The 17,112-nt window shown below is 63.6% G+C and carries 15 protein-coding genes and 1 other RNA gene; 9 read left to right on the top strand and 7 right to left on the bottom strand.

The genetic code is table 11. The features are described from left to right. Positions 1-10: 10 nt before the first annotated feature. Entirely contained in the window at positions 11-1,573 is a 1,563-nt protein-coding gene (locus C0Z19_RS12800; protein WP_102610203.1) for a formate dehydrogenase beta subunit, read from the bottom strand. Next, on the bottom strand, positions 1,570-2,085 hold the full coding sequence (locus C0Z19_RS12795) for an NAD(P)H-dependent oxidoreductase subunit E (RefSeq protein WP_102610202.1): 516 nt from the start codon (positions 2,083-2,085) through the stop codon (positions 1,570-1,572). The genes C0Z19_RS12800 and C0Z19_RS12795 overlap by 4 nt, the downstream gene beginning before the upstream one ends. Positions 2,086-2,236: 151 nt before the next feature. On the opposite strand from C0Z19_RS12795, the gene C0Z19_RS12790 reads away from it, so the two are divergent. The 3 genes from C0Z19_RS12790 to C0Z19_RS12780 all read left to right on the top strand — a co-directional run bounded on the left by C0Z19_RS12790 (position 2,237) and on the right by C0Z19_RS12780 (position 4,962). Continuing rightward, on the top strand, positions 2,237-3,316 hold the full coding sequence (locus C0Z19_RS12790) for a substrate-binding domain-containing protein (protein ID WP_102610201.1): 1,080 nt from the start codon (positions 2,237-2,239) through the stop codon (positions 3,314-3,316). Between the two features lie 185 nt (positions 3,317-3,501). Beyond that, complete coding sequence (locus C0Z19_RS12785; RefSeq protein WP_102610300.1) at positions 3,502-3,768, top strand: hypothetical protein; 267 nt, start codon at positions 3,502-3,504, stop codon at positions 3,766-3,768. Positions 3,769-3,834: 66 nt separating this feature from the next. Then, entirely contained in the window at positions 3,835-4,962 is a 1,128-nt protein-coding gene (locus tag C0Z19_RS12780; protein ID WP_102610200.1) for a Fic family protein, read from the top strand. Here the strand turns inward: C0Z19_RS12780 and C0Z19_RS12775 are convergent. From C0Z19_RS12775 to ompA, 5 genes are all read right to left on the bottom strand, one after another. Beyond that, a complete protein-coding gene (locus C0Z19_RS12775; RefSeq protein WP_102610199.1) occupies positions 4,959-5,318 on the bottom strand; it encodes a hypothetical protein in 360 nt (119 codons plus the stop codon). The genes C0Z19_RS12780 and C0Z19_RS12775 overlap by 4 nt on opposite strands. 229 nt (positions 5,319-5,547) lie before the next feature. Further along, positions 5,548-5,904: a transfer-messenger RNA gene (ssrA, locus tag C0Z19_RS12770) on the bottom strand. Between the two features lie 134 nt (positions 5,905-6,038). After that, entirely contained in the window at positions 6,039-6,761 is a 723-nt protein-coding gene (locus tag C0Z19_RS12765; protein WP_102610198.1) for an HAD-IA family hydrolase, read from the bottom strand. A gap of 73 nt (positions 6,762-6,834) precedes the next feature. Then, on the bottom strand, positions 6,835-7,533 hold the full coding sequence (gene ubiG, locus C0Z19_RS12760; protein WP_102610197.1) for a bifunctional 2-polyprenyl-6-hydroxyphenol methylase/3-demethylubiquinol 3-O-methyltransferase UbiG: 699 nt from the start codon (positions 7,531-7,533) through the stop codon (positions 6,835-6,837). A gap of 228 nt (positions 7,534-7,761) precedes the next feature. Further along, complete coding sequence (ompA, locus tag C0Z19_RS12755) at positions 7,762-8,415, bottom strand: outer membrane protein OmpA (protein ID WP_102610196.1); 654 nt, start codon at positions 8,413-8,415, stop codon at positions 7,762-7,764. A gap of 559 nt (positions 8,416-8,974) precedes the next feature. Between ompA and gyrA the strand changes: the two genes are divergently transcribed. From gyrA to C0Z19_RS12725, 6 genes are all read left to right on the top strand, one after another. Continuing rightward, complete coding sequence (gene gyrA, locus C0Z19_RS12750; protein WP_102610195.1) at positions 8,975-11,608, top strand: DNA gyrase subunit A; 2,634 nt, start codon at positions 8,975-8,977, stop codon at positions 11,606-11,608. Positions 11,609-11,825: 217 nt separating this feature from the next. Continuing rightward, a complete protein-coding gene (locus C0Z19_RS12745; RefSeq protein WP_102610299.1) occupies positions 11,826-12,431 on the top strand; it encodes a DUF2059 domain-containing protein in 606 nt (201 codons plus the stop codon). 200 nt (positions 12,432-12,631) lie between these two features. Then, complete coding sequence (serC, locus tag C0Z19_RS12740) at positions 12,632-13,714, top strand: 3-phosphoserine/phosphohydroxythreonine transaminase (RefSeq protein ID WP_102610298.1); 1,083 nt, start codon at positions 12,632-12,634, stop codon at positions 13,712-13,714. Positions 13,715-13,773: 59 nt separating this feature from the next. Further along, positions 13,774-14,856 carry a prephenate dehydratase gene (gene pheA / locus C0Z19_RS12735; RefSeq protein WP_102610194.1) on the top strand — a complete coding sequence of 361 codons (1,083 nt, stop codon included), beginning with the start codon at positions 13,774-13,776 and terminating at the stop codon, positions 14,854-14,856. 114 nt (positions 14,857-14,970) lie between these two features. Next, on the top strand, positions 14,971-16,083 hold the full coding sequence (gene hisC / locus C0Z19_RS12730) for a histidinol-phosphate transaminase (protein WP_102610297.1): 1,113 nt from the start codon (positions 14,971-14,973) through the stop codon (positions 16,081-16,083). An 83-nt stretch (positions 16,084-16,166) separates the two neighbouring features. After that, positions 16,167-17,102: a prephenate dehydrogenase gene (locus C0Z19_RS12725; RefSeq protein WP_102610193.1), complete on the top strand. Its 936-nt coding sequence runs from the start codon at positions 16,167-16,169 to the stop codon at positions 17,100-17,102. Positions 17,103-17,112: the final 10 nt, after the last annotated feature.

The following is a 17,112-nucleotide window of genomic DNA, read 5'->3' as shown; positions in this document are numbered from 1 at the left end:
GGCTCCATCGTCAAGCCGCAGCCGCTTTCGGCTGAACGGGGCGAAGACCGAAGTCTTCGGGGAAATGATCAAGGGCGGACAACACGGGGTAGGGCGTCATGCCGCCCATCGCGCAGAGCGAGCCTGCAACCATCGTGTCGCAGAGATCCCGCAGCAACTGCACTTGCTTTTCCGAGGTGTCGCCGTTCCGGATGCGCGCGATGACCTCGACGCCGCGCGTCGAGCCGATGCGGCACGGCGTGCATTTGCCGCAGGATTCGACGGCGCAAAAGTGCATCGCGTATTGCGCGAGCTCGGCCAGGTTCGACGTATCGTCATGAACGACGAGTCCGCCGTGGCCGACGACCGCGCCCACGGCCGCGTACGCTTCGTAGTCGAGCGGGATGTCCCACTGGCTTTCGGGCAGGTAGGTGCCGAGCGGGCCGCCTACCTGCACGGCGCGCACGGGGCGGCCGCTCGCCGTCCCGCCGCCGAACCGGTCGACGAGCTCGCGCAGCGTGACGCCGAACGCGAGTTCGACGAGCCCGCCGCGTTTGATATTGCCGGCCAACTGGAACGGAAGCGTGCCACGCGAGCGGCCCATGCCGAAGTCGCGGTAGAACTGCGCGCCGCGCGCGAAGATGATCGGCACCGTTGCCAGCGTGATGACATTGTTGACGACGGTAGGCTGCCCGAACAGCCCCGACAACGCGGGGACCGGCGGTTTGGCGCGCACGACGCCGCGTTTGCCTTCGAGCGATTCGAGCAGCGCGGTTTCCTCGCCGCAGACATAGGAACCGGCGCCTTTCGCGACTTCGAGTTCGAACGCATGCGCCGAGTCGAGTACGCGCTCGCCGAGCCAGCCCGCCGCGCGCGCGATGGCGATCGCGGCGTTCAGCATGTCGATCGAATCCGGGTATTCGCTGCGCACGTAGATGTAGCCGCGCGTCGCGCCGGTGGCCACGCCGGCGATGATCATGCCTTCGATCAGCGCAAACGGGTCGCCCTCCATCGCGAGGCGATCCGAGAACGTGCCCGAGTCGCCTTCGTCTGCATTGCAGACGATGTACTTTTGTGTCGCTTTGGCTTCGCGGACGGTGCGCCATTTGATGCCGGCCGGAAACGCGGCGCCGCCGCGGCCGCGCAGGCCCGAATCGAGCACCGTCTGGCAGGCGGCTTCGGCGCTCATGGCGAGCGCGGCTCTCAGGCCGGCCAGTCCGCCGTGCGCGAGGTAGTCGTCGATCGACAGCGGATCGGTTATCCCCAGACGCGCAAACGTCAGACGTTGTTGCTGCTTCAGATAGGGAATGTCTTCGACGAGGCCGACCGAGCGCGCGTGCGCCCCGCCCGTCAGAAACCCGGCATCGAACAGCGCGGCGACGTCGTCAGCCTCGACGTTCCCGTAACCGATACGCCCTTCGGGTGTTTGCACCTCGACGAGCGGTTCGAGCCACAGCAAGCCGCGCGAGCCGTTGCGAACGAGTTCGATGCGGTGGCCGCGACGTGCGGCTTCTTCGACGATTGCCTTGGCGATTGCGTCGGCGCCCAGCGCGCGCGCCGACGAGTCGCGAGGAACGAAAACACGCGTCGTCATGCGTTCTCCTTGGTGCTTGGGAGCGTGGACGTTGCGCAAGCACGGGCCGTCTCGTACAGCGCATCGAATTTGTCCGGCGTGACTTTCACGTGCAGTTCGCCGTTGATCGTCATCGACGGCGACAGCGCACATTGGCCCAGACAATAGACCGATTCGAGTTCGACGGGCGCATCGTTCGCGGCCGTGTCCCGATGCGCGTCGAAGCGACACCCGGTGCGGCCTTCGATGTGCTGTGCGAGCGCTTCCACGCCCATGCTGCGGCACGCTTCGGCCCGGCACAACGCGACCGTCACTGGCGCAGGCGGGTGCGTGCGGAAGTGGTGGTAGTACGTGAGCACGCCATGGACTTCGGCGCGGGACAGATTGAAGGCGCGCGCGAGCGGCGCGATGACCTCGGGCGGGACAAAGCCCGCTTCATCCTGTATGGCGTGCAGCACCGCGATGAGCGATGCGCCCGGCGAGACGTGTCGCCGGACGAGGTCATTCGGCGCCAGGGCGCTGGCATGTTCCAAGGTGGGGCTCCTCTTAGGCTCCGGCTCCTCTGCGTCGTCCACTATATGCACTTGCTAGTCATATGGCGTGCATATATGCTCGGCTGTGGCCGTTGTCTCGCAACAATAGGCGCGGGTCGTGTGTTGTGCAATAGGAAATCGGACAGCATAAATGATAGAGATCAAATGCGTCGCGGAATTGATCGTCCGCGACAGCGCGGGCCGCGAGGCGAGTTTGACGGACATCGTGCCGCTGCTGGCGCTGATCGACGAGACGGGCAGCATCGCGCAGGCTGCCGGCGAACGGCAGTTGTCTTACCGCCATGCCTGGGGGCTGTTGCGCGCGATCGAGGCGCGTCTGGGCGGCGAACTGATTTCGAAGGAGCGCGGCAAGGGCTCGGCGCTGTCGGCATTGGGCCGGGCGGTCGTGCAGGGGCAGCGCGCCTGCACGGAGCGGCTCGACGGGCCGCTCAAGCAGCTTGCGGGAGAAGTGGCTGCGCAATTGAATCGGCAGCTCGGCGCGACCGGCACGACGCGCATTCATGCTTCGCACGGCTATGCCGTCGCGGCGCTTGTCACACAAATGAATGCGCGCGAAGGGAGCGCCGTGGAAATCAAATACCGGGAAAGCGCCGAAGCCGTGATGGCGCTCGCGCGCGGCGAATGCGATTTCGCCGGCTTTCATCTGCCGCGCGGGGCGTTCCGGGATCTGTGCGCCGACATTTATCGGCGCTGGCTCGACCCGCGCCGGCATGTGCTCGTTTACCTGACCGCGCGCAAACAAGGCCTCTTCCTGGCCAAAGGCAATCCGAAAGGGGTGCGCGGCCTCGACGATCTCGCGCGTGCGGATATCCGCTTCGTCAACCGTCAGCCGGGATCCGGCACGCGGTTGCTGCTCGATTTGGCGCTCAACAGTATCGGCATCGATCCGGAGCGCATCAACGGCTACGCATCGACGGAACTGACGCACACGGCAATTGCCGCGTTCGTCGCGAGCGGCATGGCCGATGCCGGCCTCGGCGTGGCGCCGGCCGCTCATCATTTCGCACTCGATTTCCTGCCGATCGTGGACGAGGATTACTACTTCGCCTGCGAGCGCAGCCGGTTGTCGGCGCAGCCCGTCGCTGCCGCGCTCGCCGTGCTTCGCAGCGACGATTTCCGCGCGGGCGTGGCCGGTCTCGAAGGCTACGACCCAACCCATTGCGGCGCGATCGTCGACGTAGCGGCGGGTTTGCGCGGCGCACCGCTTTAGGGCGGCATGCGGGGCGCGCGCAAGCGGCGGTCGCCGATGCGCGATGTGCCGCAGCGCGGTGCCTTGTCTCACCTCATCGGTTACGGCTGTAATGGCGGCCGCTGCATGAACGCGCCGATCTGCGTTACGCTTGCAGCTTTCCAAATATGACGGATTCGGAACGCGCCGTCCGGCGCGGCAATGCTATGAAATCGCTTGTCAGACTTTGCGTCGCTGCGGCAGCGGCAGGGGCGCTCTCCATGGTTGCGTCATTGGGCTTCGCTCAAAACTCGCCGGGCCTGCCCGGCGGCATCTTGCAGGACCAGTTCAGGCTCCAGGAACATCCGCAGATGGAATTCGCCGCATCGGCGCCTTCGAAGAAGTATCAGACGCGCGACACGCAGTTGCGTAAGCGAGGCGACAACGGCGATCCCAACGGGTGCAACCTGCAATGTCCTGACGACCCGCAGTAGGGGCGCGGGTGCTCGGCGCAGGGCCGGCAGTTTGCATTTGCGGAGATTAGCCCCAATAATCTCCGCATGAATTGCGGAGATTACACATACATCTGGCAGGCCGATGACTGGCCGAATTTGCGCTACGACTTGGCCGCGCTGGCCAAGTCGTTGGCGGATGTCAGCCGAGCCCAAGGGGTACTGCTCGGGCGGCTTGCGGACGTCGGCGTGCTCCTGCGGAACGAGGCAACGCTCGCGGCGCTGACCGCCGATGTAGTCAAGACCAGCGAAATCGAGGGCGAGCGGCTCGACGTGGGCTCTGTACGCTCATCGATCGCGAGACGACTCGGTGTGGATATCGGCGCGCTCGCACCGATCGACCGCCATATAGAAGGCGTGGTCGACATGGTGCTGGACGCGACCGCCAATTGTTATGCCCCGGTGACGTGCGAGCGTATGTTTGGCTGGCATGCGGCACTGTTTCCGACGGGCTACTCGGGTCTATCAAGAATCGGCGTCGGCGGTTGGCGGGACGACATGCATGGACCGATGCAGGTCGTATCCGGCCCGATCGGTCGGCAACGCGTTCATTTCGAAGCCCCTCCGGCCGACCGGCTCGAGCGCGAAATGGCGCGGCTGATCGCCTGGCTTAATGCGCCTGCGCACGAACCCGGATTGATCAGGGCAGGAATAGGCCACTTATGGTTCGTCACGGTACATCCGTTCGACGACGGCAACGGACGTATTGCTCGCGCGATCGGCGATCTGCTACTGGCGCGAGCTGACAACAGTCCGCAGCGCTTCTTTAGCTTATCGGCGCAAATACAGCGAGAAACCAACGCTTACTACGCCATCCTCGAGCAAACCCAAAAGGGCTCGCTCGACATTACTGAATGGCTCGGTTGGTTTCTCGGCGTGCTGCATCGTGCGATCGGCCTGGCACAGGAGACGCTGGATGCGGTGCTGGCAAAAGCGCGCTTCTGGCAGCGTTGGGGCAGCGTCTCGTTGAACGCGCGGCAATCGAAACTGCTGAATCGATTGCTCGACGGATTTGAGGGCAAACTCACATCTGCGAAATGGGCTGCCATCGCCAAGTGTTCACCCGATACAGCGTTGCGCGACATTAGCGACCTGCTCGCGAAAGGGCTTCTGAAAAAATCGGATGCGGGCGGCCGCGCCACGTCTTACGAACTGGCCGGCCCGGTCGACGCCTAGGTCGTGCAGCGTGCGATCGCGAAGCGCAGTTCCGGCTCGGATACCGAATCGTTGTCGATGACTTTTTCCACCGTCACATTCGATCCGACGGCGGATGGCTTCAGTGTAACGAGCCATGCGTAGCCGTTCGCCGAGCGTCCGAGCCCAAGCTCGGTATAGCCGGCGCCCATGCGGCGATCGACACCGGTGAGGCGGCTCGACAGGCAGTTGGCGATCGAGCGGGGCGAGCGGGCGGAGGAGAAGACCATCGGCGCGTCCGAGGCACGTGCGCTCGTTCCGGACTGCTGTGCGGAGCCGCAGCCCGTCAACGTGATTGAGAGGGCGATAACGGCGGTGGCGAGGGAGAAGGCTTTCATCGGCAAACAAACCTGTGGGGTCGACAGGGCGTGCCAGTTTAACCGCGCTCGCCGGTGGCGCAAAGGCGTGCAATGCGTACGTGTCGGCAAGGAACGGGGAAAGCGGCGCATCCACGCGATGGGCTCGGGCGCTCGCCGGCAGCCAGGCAGGGTCGCCGTGCGAGATGGGGATGTGCGCTCGCAAGCGCCAATGAAAAAGGCCAACCGATCCGGTTGGCCTTTCAAATGCTGGTGGAGCCGGCGGGAATCGAACCCGCGTCCGCAAATAGTCCACAGCCAGTTCTACATACTTAGTTCTGTCGTTTGATTTAACCGCACCGACGCGGACGAACACGCTTCGTTACGGCGAGTCACTTGGTTTTCGGCCCCGGCGTCGTGACACCACCGAGGATTATCTGACGTAAATGACCTCGCCAGTCTTGCGACCCTAGCCCGTCAGCGAACTAGTGCGAGGCGAGCGGGGTTAAGCCGCTACAGCGAACGAGTTATCGTTTGCGGTTACTTAAGTCCCATTGATTTACGAGGTGACGGGTCCTCGGTATGCCCTGAACTGCTTCGTTACCCACGTCGAAACCAGGTCGGCCCCTGTGTGTAAGGTGGGATTATCCCACAGAACACCAGATGGTGCGGATTAGCGCGAATTCAAGAGGAGGCGACGCGGCGGCCGCCTCAGTACCCCGCGCCCGGTCGCCCGCCTTGCTGTCGATCGCGCTATCAGCGTCAGCCGAGCGAAGCGAGCGAGTCGAGCAGATGCTGCAGCTGACGGGGCGAATCGACGATGTGCTGGGCATGCCACATAGCCGGTGGCAGGTCGGTGCCGCAATAGCCATAGGCTGCCGCGACGGTGGCCATGCCGGCCGCGAAGCCTGCCTGGACGTCTCGCAAATCGTCGCCGATGTACACGATCCGCTCTGGCGGCAGCGCGAGTGTTTCGGCCGCATGGAGTAGTGGTGCCGGATGCGGCTTCGAGTGCGGCGTCGTGTCGCCGCTCACGATACAGCCGGCGCGCGCGGCCAAGCCCAGTTGCTCGACCAGCGGCACGGTGAGCCGGCCGACTTTGTTCGTCACGATGCCCCAGCGCACCCCGCGCGCGTCGAGCGCATCGAGCAATTCGGTGATGCCCGGAAACAGTGTGGTCTCGATGCACAAATCGGCTTCGTAGTTCGCGAGAAACTCCTCACGCATCGACGCGAACTCGTGGTGCGTTGGGTCGATGCCGAACGCGCCGCCGATCAGCCCGCGCGCGCCGGCCGAAGCCAGAGGGCGCAATTGCTCGACCGGGACCAACTCCAATCCTCGGACGCGTCGCATCTTATTGACGGCGGCGACAAGATCGGGTGCCGTGTCGGCCAGTGTGCCGTCGAGGTCGAATAGGGCAGCGCGGCATCGTGCGACCTGCGGCGCATTGTCGTGCCGAGTGGATGGTGTGGACGTTTGGCTCATCAGGAGAGAGGCGAATGGGGCTCGTGCAAAAGCGTAACGCGGCAAGCTTGCGGGGTTTTCCGCGTCGTCTACGTCAAGGTTCGCGCCGGCACGCGAACAGATAATTGACGCTCGTATCGTCGGACAGGGCGAAGTGCTTGCCCAGCGGGCGGTAAGTGATCCCCTTGATTTCCGCCTCGCGCAAGCCGGCCGCGCGCGCGAACTGCGCGAGTTCGGACGGACGAATGAACCGAGCGTAATCGTGGGTGCCCTTGGGTAGCATCTGCGCGACATACTCCGCGCCGATGACGGCGAACAGATACGACTTCACGTTTCGATTCAGTGTCGAAAAGAACACCCAGCCGCCAGGTTTGACGAGCGTTGCGCACGCGCGAACGATCGCGGCGGGATCGGGCACGTGTTCGAGCATTTCCATGCAGGTGACCACGTCGTAGCAGTCCGGCTCGCGCGCGGCGAGCGCTTCGGCGGCGATTTCCTCATACTCGACGGTGATCCCACTTTCCAGGCTGTGCAGATCGGCTACCCCGAGGGCTTGGTTCGACAGATCGATACCCTTGACCTGCGCGCCGAGGCCGGCCATCGATTCCGACAGGATGCCGCCGCCGCAGCCGACGTCGAGCACGCGCTTTCCCGGTAAATGGGCATGCGCATCAATCCAGGCGAGACGCACAGGGTTCAGCTCATGCAACGGTTTGAATTCGGCATTCGGATCCCACCAGCGATGCGCAAGGTCGCTGAATTTTCGTAGCTCGTGGGGATCGGCATTCGTCATAAGCTTGCAAGGATGGGAGAGGCCAGGATTAGGCTGAGTATATCGAGGGTTGCGCGCTGCCGCAAAAGTGGTGCGTGCGTCGTTCTGCGCATGAGTCCAGGGAGACTCGGGCTTGGCCAGAACGGCGCCACCCAGGGCCGGCCGGCGTGCGCAGCCTTATCGCACGTTGCGGCGCAGCCAGAAAAAAACCCCGCCGAAGCGGGGTTTTTTGTGAAGCGAAAGCGTGGCTTACTGCTTGTTTGCCGTGCCAACGATTTCGACTTCCACGCGACGGTCCGGAGCCAGGCAAGCGATGAGTTGCTTGCGGTTCTTCTGGTTGCAGCCCGTCGTAACCGGATTGCGCTTGCCCTTGCCTTCCGTGTAGATCTTGTTGGCCGGCACACCCTTGCTGACCAGGTAAGCCTTGACAGCTTGCGCGCGGCGCAGCGACAGGCGGTCGTTGTACTTGTCCGAACCGATGCGGTCCGTGTAGCCCGTGGCAACGGCCACTTCGAGGTTCATGCCTTCGATCTTGCCAGCGAGTTCGTCGAGCTTCTGCTTGCCAGCCGGCTTCAGGATAGCCTTGTCGAAGTCGAACAGCGTGTCAGCCTGGTACGTGACCTTCTGGCTGGTGATTGCCGGGGCAGCCGGAGCGACCGGAGCCGGAGGCGTCGGCGCTTGCGCGACGAGTGCGCCGTCGCACTTCGCGTTAGCCGTGGCCGGCGTCCAGAAGGCATCGCGCCAGCAAAGCTCGTTCGTGCCGTTCATCCACACGTATTCGCCCGTGCCGTTCACCCAGTTGTCGTTCGTAGCTTGTCGCGACGCCGGCACCGATTGCGCCGATGCGGATGCAGCCACAACTGCGGTAGCTGCAATGAACGCGAGCTTTGAAAATTTATTCATATTTCTCCTCTCGAAATTGAGATTACCGCAGGTTTACTGCGAGCTTGGATGACGAAGACTAGTCATACATTGCTCGAAGTATAACATTGGTGCGGCACAAAAATGCGCGACCCTGTGGACACTTCGAGCAGCGTCTAACCAAGTGCGTTGGCATTTTGCCATATCGTTCCCTTCTTACGAAAAAAAAATCCCGCCGTCCCAAATCGCTGGTTTCGAATGTGGTGCTGCCGCAACAGCGAAGCCTGACGGGCTTTTCGGGGCGGTCAAGGGTCGCACGATACATGCCCACGCGCACAACAAAGTCGTAACAATTGATTTCGGCAGACGTCGGCAGACGTCGGCAGATGTCGGCGTGCGGCGGCGAACGCGCGCGACGGGCGTTTCTGGGGCGCGCCGCCGGGGCGTGCATAGGGGGAGTACATGCATGGCCCCGGGCGGGGATGCTGGCCATGTTAGAATCGCGTGATGCCCGGCGCCTCCTGCCGGGTCAGCGGGAGCGGGCGGTCGGCTGGGTTTTTCGGTTTTTCGCTTCGCTCGCGCCCCGAAAACGATACGGATAATGGATCAATTCGCCAAAGAGACTCTGCCGATCTCCCTCGAAGAGGAAATGCGCCGTTCGTATCTCGATTACGCCATGAGCGTGATCGTGGGACGCGCGCTCCCCGACGTCCGGGACGGCCTGAAGCCGGTGCATCGCCGCGTGCTGTATGCGATGCACGAGCTCAACAACGACTGGAACCGCGCGTACAAGAAGTCGGCGCGTATCGTCGGCGACGTCATCGGTAAATACCATCCGCACGGCGATACCGCTGTTTACGACACGATCGTTCGCATGGCGCAGGACTTCTCGCTGCGCTACATGCTCGTGGACGGCCAGGGCAATTTCGGCTCGATCGATGGCGACAATGCCGCTGCCATGCGATACACCGAGATCCGCATGGCGAAGATCGGTCACGAGCTGCTGGCCGACATCGACAAGGAAACCGTCGATTTCGGGCCGAACTACGACGGTAGCGAGAACGAGCCACTGATTCTGCCGGCGCGCCTTCCCAATCTGCTGATCAACGGCTCCTCGGGCATTGCGGTCGGGATGGCGACGAACATCCCGCCGCACAATCTGAACGAAGTCGTCGACGCCTGCCATCATCTGCTGAAGAATCCGCAGGCCAGCGTCGACGAGCTCATCGAAATCATCCCCGCGCCCGATTTCCCGACGGCGGGCATCATCTATGGCGTGGCCGGCGTGCGCGACGGCTACCGCACGGGGCGCGGCCGCGTCGTCATGCGCGCGGCCACCCACTTCGAGGAGATCGACCGCGGCCAGCGCATGGCGATCATCGTCGACGAGCTGCCCTATCAGGTTAACAAGCGCTCGCTGCTCGAGCGGATCGCCGAGCTCGTCAACGAAAAGAAGCTCGAAGGCATTTCCGATATCCGTGACGAATCCGACAAGAGCGGGATGCGCGTCGTCATCGAGCTCAAGCGCGGCGAAGTGCCCGAGGTCGTCCTCAACAATCTCTACAAGGCAACGCAGCTGCAGGACACGTTCGGCATGAATATGGTGGCGCTCGTCGACGGCCAGCCGAAGCTCCTGAACCTGAAGGAGATGCTTGACGCGTTCCTGTCGCACCGGCGCGAGGTGCTGACGCGGCGCACTGTATACGAATTGCGCAAGGCGCGGGAACGCGGGCATGTCCTGGAAGGCTTGGCCGTCGCACTGGCGAACATCGACGAATTCATCGCGATCATCAAGGCCGCGCCGACGCCGCCTATCGCCAAGCAGGAATTGATGGCGCGCGCGTGGGATTCGTCGCTCGTGCGCGACATGCTGGCGCGCGCCGAGAGCGAGAACGCGGCAGCCGGCGGGCGCGAGGCTTACCGTCCCGAGGGGCTGAATCCGGCCTTCGGCATGCAAGGCGACGGCCTGTACAAGCTGTCCGACACGCAGGCGCAGGAAATCCTGCAAATGCGTTTGCAGCGCCTGACCGGGCTCGAGCAAGACAAGATCATCGGCGAATACCGTGAAGTCATGGCTCAAATTGCTGATCTGCTCGACATTCTCGCGCGGCCCGAACGGATTACGGCCATCATCGGCGACGAACTCACGTCGGTGAAAGCGGAATTCGGCGATGCGCGCCGTTCGAAGATCGAGCTGAACGCCACCGAGCTCAATACCGAGGATCTGATCACGCCGCAGGACATGGTCGTGACGATGTCGCACTCGGGCTATGTGAAGTCGCAGCCGCTTTCCGAGTACCGGGCGCAAAAGCGCGGCGGGCGCGGAAAGCAGGCCACGCAAATGAAGGAAGACGATTGGATCGATACGTTGTTCATTGCGAACACGCACGATCATATTCTGTGCTTCTCGAATCGCGGCCGCGTCTATTGGGTCAAAGTGTACGAAGTGCCGCAGGGATCGCGGAACTCGCGCGGCCGCCCGATCGTCAATATGTTCCCGCTGCAGGAAGGCGAGAAGATCAACGTGGTGCTGCCGGTCAAGGAATTCTCGGCCGACAAGTTCGTCTTCATGGCCACTGCGCTGGGCACGGTCAAGAAGACGCCACTCGAGGCTTTCAGCAGACCATTGCGCAAAGGTATCATTGCGGTCGGTCTCGATGAGGGCGATTACCTGATCGGCGCGGACATCACCGACGGCCAGCACGACGTCATGCTGTTTTCCGACGCCGGCAAGGCCGTCCGCTTCGACGAGAACGACGTGCGCCCGATGGGCCGCGAGGCGCGCGGCGTGCGGGGTATGCAGTTGGAAGAGGGGCAGCAGGTCATCGCGATGCTCGTGGCCGGCAGCGAGACGCAGTCGGTGCTGACTGCCACCGAAAACGGCTACGGCAAGCGCACGCCGATCACGGAGTACACGCGGCACGGGCGCGGCACCAAGGGCATGATCGCAATCCAGACATCCGAGCGTAACGGCAAGGTGGTCGCCGCCACGCTCGTCGACGCCGACGACCAGATCATGCTGATCACCACCACCGGTGTGTTAATTCGCACACGTGTGGCGGAGATTCGTGAGATGGGCCGGGCGACTCAGGGTGTTACACTCATCAGCCTTGACGAGGGTACGAAGCTGTCCGGCCTTCAGCAAATCGCCGAAGCCGATCCGGATGTCGATATCGACGTCGATGTCGACGGTGCGGCGGCCGACGAGGAAGCGGGCGAGGACGACGCGCAGTAATATGCGCGCGGAGCGGCAACGGGTGGCGGGCGTGCGGCAGTTTTCGCCCGCTGTGCGTGTCGCACGGCGCAGCCCTTGGTTTTTGACGAAAGACAACGAACCGCACGAGCGATCGCGCTATCGGTGAACATGCTGGCCGCGGTCGACCGTGGCGCTGCATCGCACCGGGCCTGACGGGCTTCGCGCGCTGACGATTCATTTTTTAGAGGGAGTGATGATGCAACTACGATTCAAGCAATGGATGCTGCTGGCTGCTTTCGTGCCGACTTTCGCAATGGCGCAAGCGCTCCAGTCCCAGGCGCCGGCGTCTTCCGCTGCTGCGGCCGCTGCGCCGGTCGATCCGGCCAAGCAGGCTGCGATCAAGGAACTGCTCGAAGCGATCGACGCGCAAAAGCTCGTCGGCGCGATTGGCAACAGCGCGCAGATGCAAGCCAAGCAGTACGTGCCTGAAATCCTTTCGGAAGCGCTCTCGGAGAATAAGACGCTGAGCGACAAGCAAAAGCAGGCGGCCGTGCCGGCGCTGCAGAAGACTGCCGTGCAGAAGCTCGTTGATTCCGCGGGCCAGGTGTTCACGACGGACGCTTTCCGTCAGGACGCCATGCAAGCGCAGTACGACGCTTACGCGAAGTACTATTCGACGCAGGAAATCAAGGATCTGACGACGTTCTACAAGAGCCCGACGGGTCGCAAGTTCATTCAGGTGCAAGACCAGGTCGGCCGCGATGTCGTCGGCGGGTTGATGCAGAAGTACATGCCGCAATCGATCCAGGCCACGCGCACGCAAGCCGATAAGGAAGTCGCCGCGGTCAAGCCGGGCAAGTAAGCCGCACAGGCCCGCTTGGGCCTGTTGATGTAGGCCGGTTTTGGGGCCTGCTCAAGCGGTTTTCGGTCGGCGGTGCGATAATGGCCGTTTGCGCGAAATGCGCGAACGGCCATTATCTATTTGAGGAATGCGCCGGCGCGTTCCGTTGGCGGCGAGGGCCGCGGCTCGCGTCCATTCATCCATTTGCAGAGGTTCTCACGATGCGCGTCTTCAATTTCGCGGCCGGGCCAGCGGCTTTGCCCGAAGAGGTGTTGCGTCAGGCGGCCGACGAGATGCTCGATTGGCACGGCAGCGGCATGAGTGTGATGGAAATGAGCCACCGCGGCCGCGAGTTCATGTCGATCCATGAAGAGGCGCTGACCGACCTGCGCGATCTGATGCAGGTGCCAGCCAGCCACCGCGTGCTGTTCCTGCAGGGCGGCGGGCTCGGCGAGAACGCGATCGTGCCGATGAATATGCTCGGCAAGCGGGACGTAGCCGATTTCGTCATCACGGGATCGTGGTCGCAAAAGTCGTTCAAGGAAGCAGGGAAGTACTGCAAGCCGCATCTTGCCGCGAGCGGCGAGACGGCGGATGGCTTTACACGCGCTCCGCGGCGCAGCGAGTGGCAATTGTCGGACGATCCGGCCTACGTCCACCTGTGCACGAATGAGACGATCCATGGTGTCGAGACGTTCGAGATCCCCGATCTCGGCGATATTCCGCTCGTGGCGGACATCTCGTCGCATGTGCTCTCGCGCCCGCTCGATATCGCCAAATACGGCGTGCTGTTCGGCGGCGCGCAGAAGAATATCGGCATGGCCGGGTTGACGATCGTCATCGTGCGCGAGGATCTGCTTGACCGCGCGCTATCGATTTGCCCGTCGGCATTCGAATGGCGCATCGTTGCCGAAAACAATTCGATGTACAACACGCCGCCCACGTACGCGATCTACATCGCGGGCCTCGTCTTCAAGTGGCTCAAGCGGCAGGGCGGGGTGACGGAAATGGAGGCGCGCAGCCTCCAGAAATCGAAGCTGCTTTACGACACGATCGACGCGAGCAGCTTCTACATGAACAAGGTGGAACGCGAGTCGCGTTCGCGGATGAACGTACCGTTCTTCCTCGCGGACGAATCGCGCAACGAAGATTTCCTGGCCGGCGCGAAGGCGCGCGGGCTGATGCAGCTCAAGGGCCACAAGTCCGTCGGCGGCATGCGGGCGTCGATCTACAACGCGGTGCCGCTCGAAGGCGTCAAAGCGCTGGTCGAGTACATGTTGGAATTCGAACGGACTCGCGCCTGAATCGCGCGGGACGGGGCGGCCGAAAAGCCGCTTGTTTTCGATACTCAGCCGTTTTACGCATGGACGACGAACTCAATTCAAAACTGAAGCCGCTGCGCGATCGAATCGATGCGATTGACGAGCAGCTTATCGCGCTGCTCAACCAGCGCGCGGCGATCGCGCTCGAAGTGGGCGAGGTCAAAAAGCAGTACAACGCGCCCGTATTCCGGCCCGAGCGGGAGCAGCAGGTCATCTCGCGCTTGCAAGGCATGAGCGCGGGACCGCTTGCGGGCGATCACATCAGCGCGATCTGGCGCGAGATCATGGCCGCAAGCCGCGCGCTCGAGCACCCCGTCACGGCGGCGTATCTCGGCCCCGCGGGCACCTATAGCGAAGAGGCGATGTACGAGTACTTCGGTCATTCGATCGAAGGCTTGCCGTGCCTGTCGATCGACGAGGTGTTTCGCTCGGTCGAGGCGGGCGGCGCCGAGTTCGGCGTCGTGCCGGTCGAAAATTCGAGCGAAGGTGCGGTGTCGCGCACGCTGGATTTGCTGCTGCAGTCCCGGTTGTTGATCGGCGGCGAGCTCGCGTTGCCGATCCGGCACAACCTGCTCACGCAAAGCGGAGCGCTGACGGGCATCGCCCGGGTCTGTGCGCATGCGCAGGCGCTTGCGCAATGTCAGCGCTGGCTCGCGACGCACCTGCCGCACGTCGAGCGGCAAGCGGTTTCGAGCAACGCCGAAGCAGCGCGCATGGCCGCTCACGATCCAACGGTGGCGGCGATCGCCAGCGATCGCGCGGCTTCGTTTTACGGGCTGCAGATCGCGCATCCGGTGATTCAGGACGACCCGCACAATCGCACGCGTTTCGTCATGATCGGCCACGCGCCGGCGGGCCGCAGCGGGCACGACCAAACGTCTCTGATCGTCTCGGTGAAGAACGAGCCGGGCGCAGTGTTCAAGTTGCTCGAGCCGCTGGCCCGTCACGGCGTGTCGATGACGCGCTTCGAGTCACGGCCGGCGCGTGTCGGCACCTGGGAGTACTACTTTTACATCGATGTGGAAGGTCATCGCGAGGATGCGTCCGTCGCTGCGGCGCTCGCCGAGCTGGAGAAAAAGGCCGCGTTCCTCAAGATCCTCGGTTCCTATCCGCGCTCGCGTTAATGCGGGCACGGGCGTGTGCCGCCGTCGGAGCTGCGAGCGGCTCGCTTGCCAGAGCGCATGCCGGCTCGCATCGCTGGATCTCGTGAATCCCCACCGCCCGCTTTGGAGATCAACATGACAATGCAGTATGGCCCTTCCTACGTGCGCGAGATCGCGCCGTACGTCGCCGGCAAGCCGATTTCGGAGGTTGCGCGCGAATTCGGGCTCGACGAAGCACGCATCGTGAAGCTGGCTTCGAACGAAAACCCGCTTGGCATACCCGAGTCGGCGCAAACCGCCATGACGCGGGCGGCCGCCGAGCTGGGGCGTTATCCCGACGCGAACGCCTTCGAGCTCAAGGCCGCGCTCGCGGCGCGCTATGGGGTGCCAGCCGAATGGATCACGCTCGGCAACGGCAGCAACGACATCCTCGAAATCGCCGCGCATGCGTTCGTCGAGAAAGGGCAATCGGTCGTCTATTCGCAGTATTCGTTCGCCGTCTACGCGCTCGCCACGCAGGGTCTCGGCGCGCGCGCGATCGTCGTCCCCGCCGTCGATTACGGACATGACCTCGACGCCATGCTTGCGGCGATCGAAGACGACACGCGGCTGGTGTTCATCGCCAACCCGAACAACCCGACCGGCACGTTTATCGAAGGCCCTGCGCTCGAAGCATTTCTCGAACGGGTGCCCAGGCGCGTGGTCGTCGTGCTCGACGAGGCTTACACCGAATATCTTGCGGCCCGGCATCGCTACGATTCGATCGCGTGGGTGCGTCGCTATCCGAACCTGGTCGTTTCACGCACGTTCTCGAAGGCGTTCGGCCTTGCGGGGCTGCGCGTCGGGTTCGCGATCGCTCAGCCCGAACTGACCGATTTGCTGAATCGACTGCGGCAACCGTTCAACGTCAACACGATCGCGCAGGCGGCGGCCATCGCCGCGCTCGGCGATGCCGCGTTCCTCGAACGGACCGCCGAGTTGAATGCAACGGGTTATCGTCGTCTGGCCGAGGCGTTCGACACGCTCGGCCTCGAATACGTGCCGTCGTTCGGCAACTTCGTGCTCGTGCGCGTCGGCAACGACGACGGCGCCGGCGCACGCGTGAACCTCGCCCTGCTCCGGCAAGGCGTGATCGTTCGCCCGGTCGGCAACTATGGGCTGCCGCAGTGGCTGCGTGTGACGATCGGCCTGCCCGAGGAAAACGAGGCGTTCATCGCTGCCCTAGGGAAGGCGCTCGCGCAGGGTTGATTGCGCGACGAATATCGAGCCTGGCTGACCATGGTCAGTGTCGCGCGCCTTGTGCGCGCCATTTTTCAGCTTGCGAGTAACGCGTGACCGTTTGCACTTTCGACAAACTCGTGATCATCGGCGTGGGGCTCATTGGGGGCTCGCTGGCTCGCGCGCTGCGCGAGCGCGCCGGTGCGGCCCGATGCGGGCGCATCGTCGGCGTCGGCCGGTCTCGTGCGTCCGTCGAGCGAGCCCTCGCGCTCGGCGTCGTCGACGAAGTCGCGGCGCTCGATGACGACGCCGGGCTGGCGGCCGCGCTGGCCGGCGCCGATTTCGTCCTGCTTGCCGCGCCCGTCGCGCAGACGCAGCCGTTGCTCGAACGCATCGCGGCGTTCCTCGATACACAGACGATCGTCACCGATGCAGGCAGCACCAAGTCGGACGTCGTCGGCGCGGCGCGCGCCGCGCTTGGCGCCCGGGCCGCGCAGTTCGTCCCGGGCCACCCGATTGCCGGGCGCGAGTCGAGCGGCGTCGAAGCGGCGTTGCCCGATCTTTATGTCGGACGCAACGTCGTGCTGTGCCCGCTTGCCGAGAACCGCCCGCAAGACGTCGAGCGCATCGAATCGCTTTGGCGTGCGACAGGGGCGATCGTCAGCACGATGAGCCACGAACAGCACGACCGCGTGTTTGCCTCTGTCAGCCATCTGCCGCATTTGCTGTCGTTCGCGCTCGTCGAGCGCATTTTGAACACGCCTGACGCGGCGCTGAAATTCTCGTTCGCGGCCGGCGGTTTTCGCGACTTCACGCGCATCGCGGCCTCGAGTCCCGAAATGTGGCGCGATGTCTGCCTGGCCAACCGCGAAGCGCTCGTCGACGAACTCGACGGCTACACGGACGTGCTGGCGCGCTTGCGCGCAGCGATCGTCGCCGGCGATGGCGCGGCACTCGAGGCCGTATTCGCCCGTTCGCGCGAAGCCCGTCGGCAATGGCAGGAGCGCGGTGCCCAAGCCGGCGTCCCCGTCGGTCTTGCCCCGAAATAAAAGGACATCT

It is taken from the genome of Trinickia soli, assembly GCF_002879855.1.
GTDB lineage: Bacteria > Pseudomonadota > Gammaproteobacteria > Burkholderiales > Burkholderiaceae > Trinickia > Trinickia soli.
The sequence above is the reverse complement of the archived record's forward strand: the minus strand, read 5'-3'. Positions and strand labels throughout refer to the sequence as shown.

Bases quoted from the DNA above. Each gene is read 5' to 3' on its own strand.
- C0Z19_RS12790 (WP_102610201.1), top strand. From the start codon at position 2,237: ATGATAGAGATCAAATGCGTCGCGGAATTGATCGTCCGCGACAGCGCG.
- serC (WP_102610298.1), top strand. From the start codon at position 12,632: ATGCGCGTCTTCAATTTCGCGGCCGGGCCAGCGGCTTTGCCCGAAGAG.
- C0Z19_RS12775 (WP_102610199.1), bottom strand. From the start codon at position 5,318: ATGAAAGCCTTCTCCCTCGCCACCGCCGTTATCGCCCTCTCAATCACG.
- C0Z19_RS12785 (WP_102610300.1), top strand. From the start codon at position 3,502: ATGAAATCGCTTGTCAGACTTTGCGTCGCTGCGGCAGCGGCAGGGGCG.
- pheA (WP_102610194.1), top strand. From the start codon at position 13,774: ATGGACGACGAACTCAATTCAAAACTGAAGCCGCTGCGCGATCGAATC.
- ubiG (WP_102610197.1), bottom strand. From the start codon at position 7,533: ATGACGAATGCCGATCCCCACGAGCTACGAAAATTCAGCGACCTTGCG.
- C0Z19_RS12765 (WP_102610198.1), bottom strand. From the start codon at position 6,761: ATGAGCCAAACGTCCACACCATCCACTCGGCACGACAATGCGCCGCAG.
- ompA (WP_102610196.1), bottom strand. From the start codon at position 8,415: ATGAATAAATTTTCAAAGCTCGCGTTCATTGCAGCTACCGCAGTTGTG.
- C0Z19_RS12745 (WP_102610299.1), top strand. From the start codon at position 11,826: ATGCAACTACGATTCAAGCAATGGATGCTGCTGGCTGCTTTCGTGCCG.
- gyrA (WP_102610195.1), top strand. From the start codon at position 8,975: ATGGATCAATTCGCCAAAGAGACTCTGCCGATCTCCCTCGAAGAGGAA.
- C0Z19_RS12780 (WP_102610200.1), top strand. From the start codon at position 3,835: ATGAATTGCGGAGATTACACATACATCTGGCAGGCCGATGACTGGCCG.
- hisC (WP_102610297.1), top strand. From the start codon at position 14,971: ATGACAATGCAGTATGGCCCTTCCTACGTGCGCGAGATCGCGCCGTAC.
- C0Z19_RS12800 (WP_102610203.1), bottom strand. From the start codon at position 1,573: ATGACGACGCGTGTTTTCGTTCCTCGCGACTCGTCGGCGCGCGCGCTG.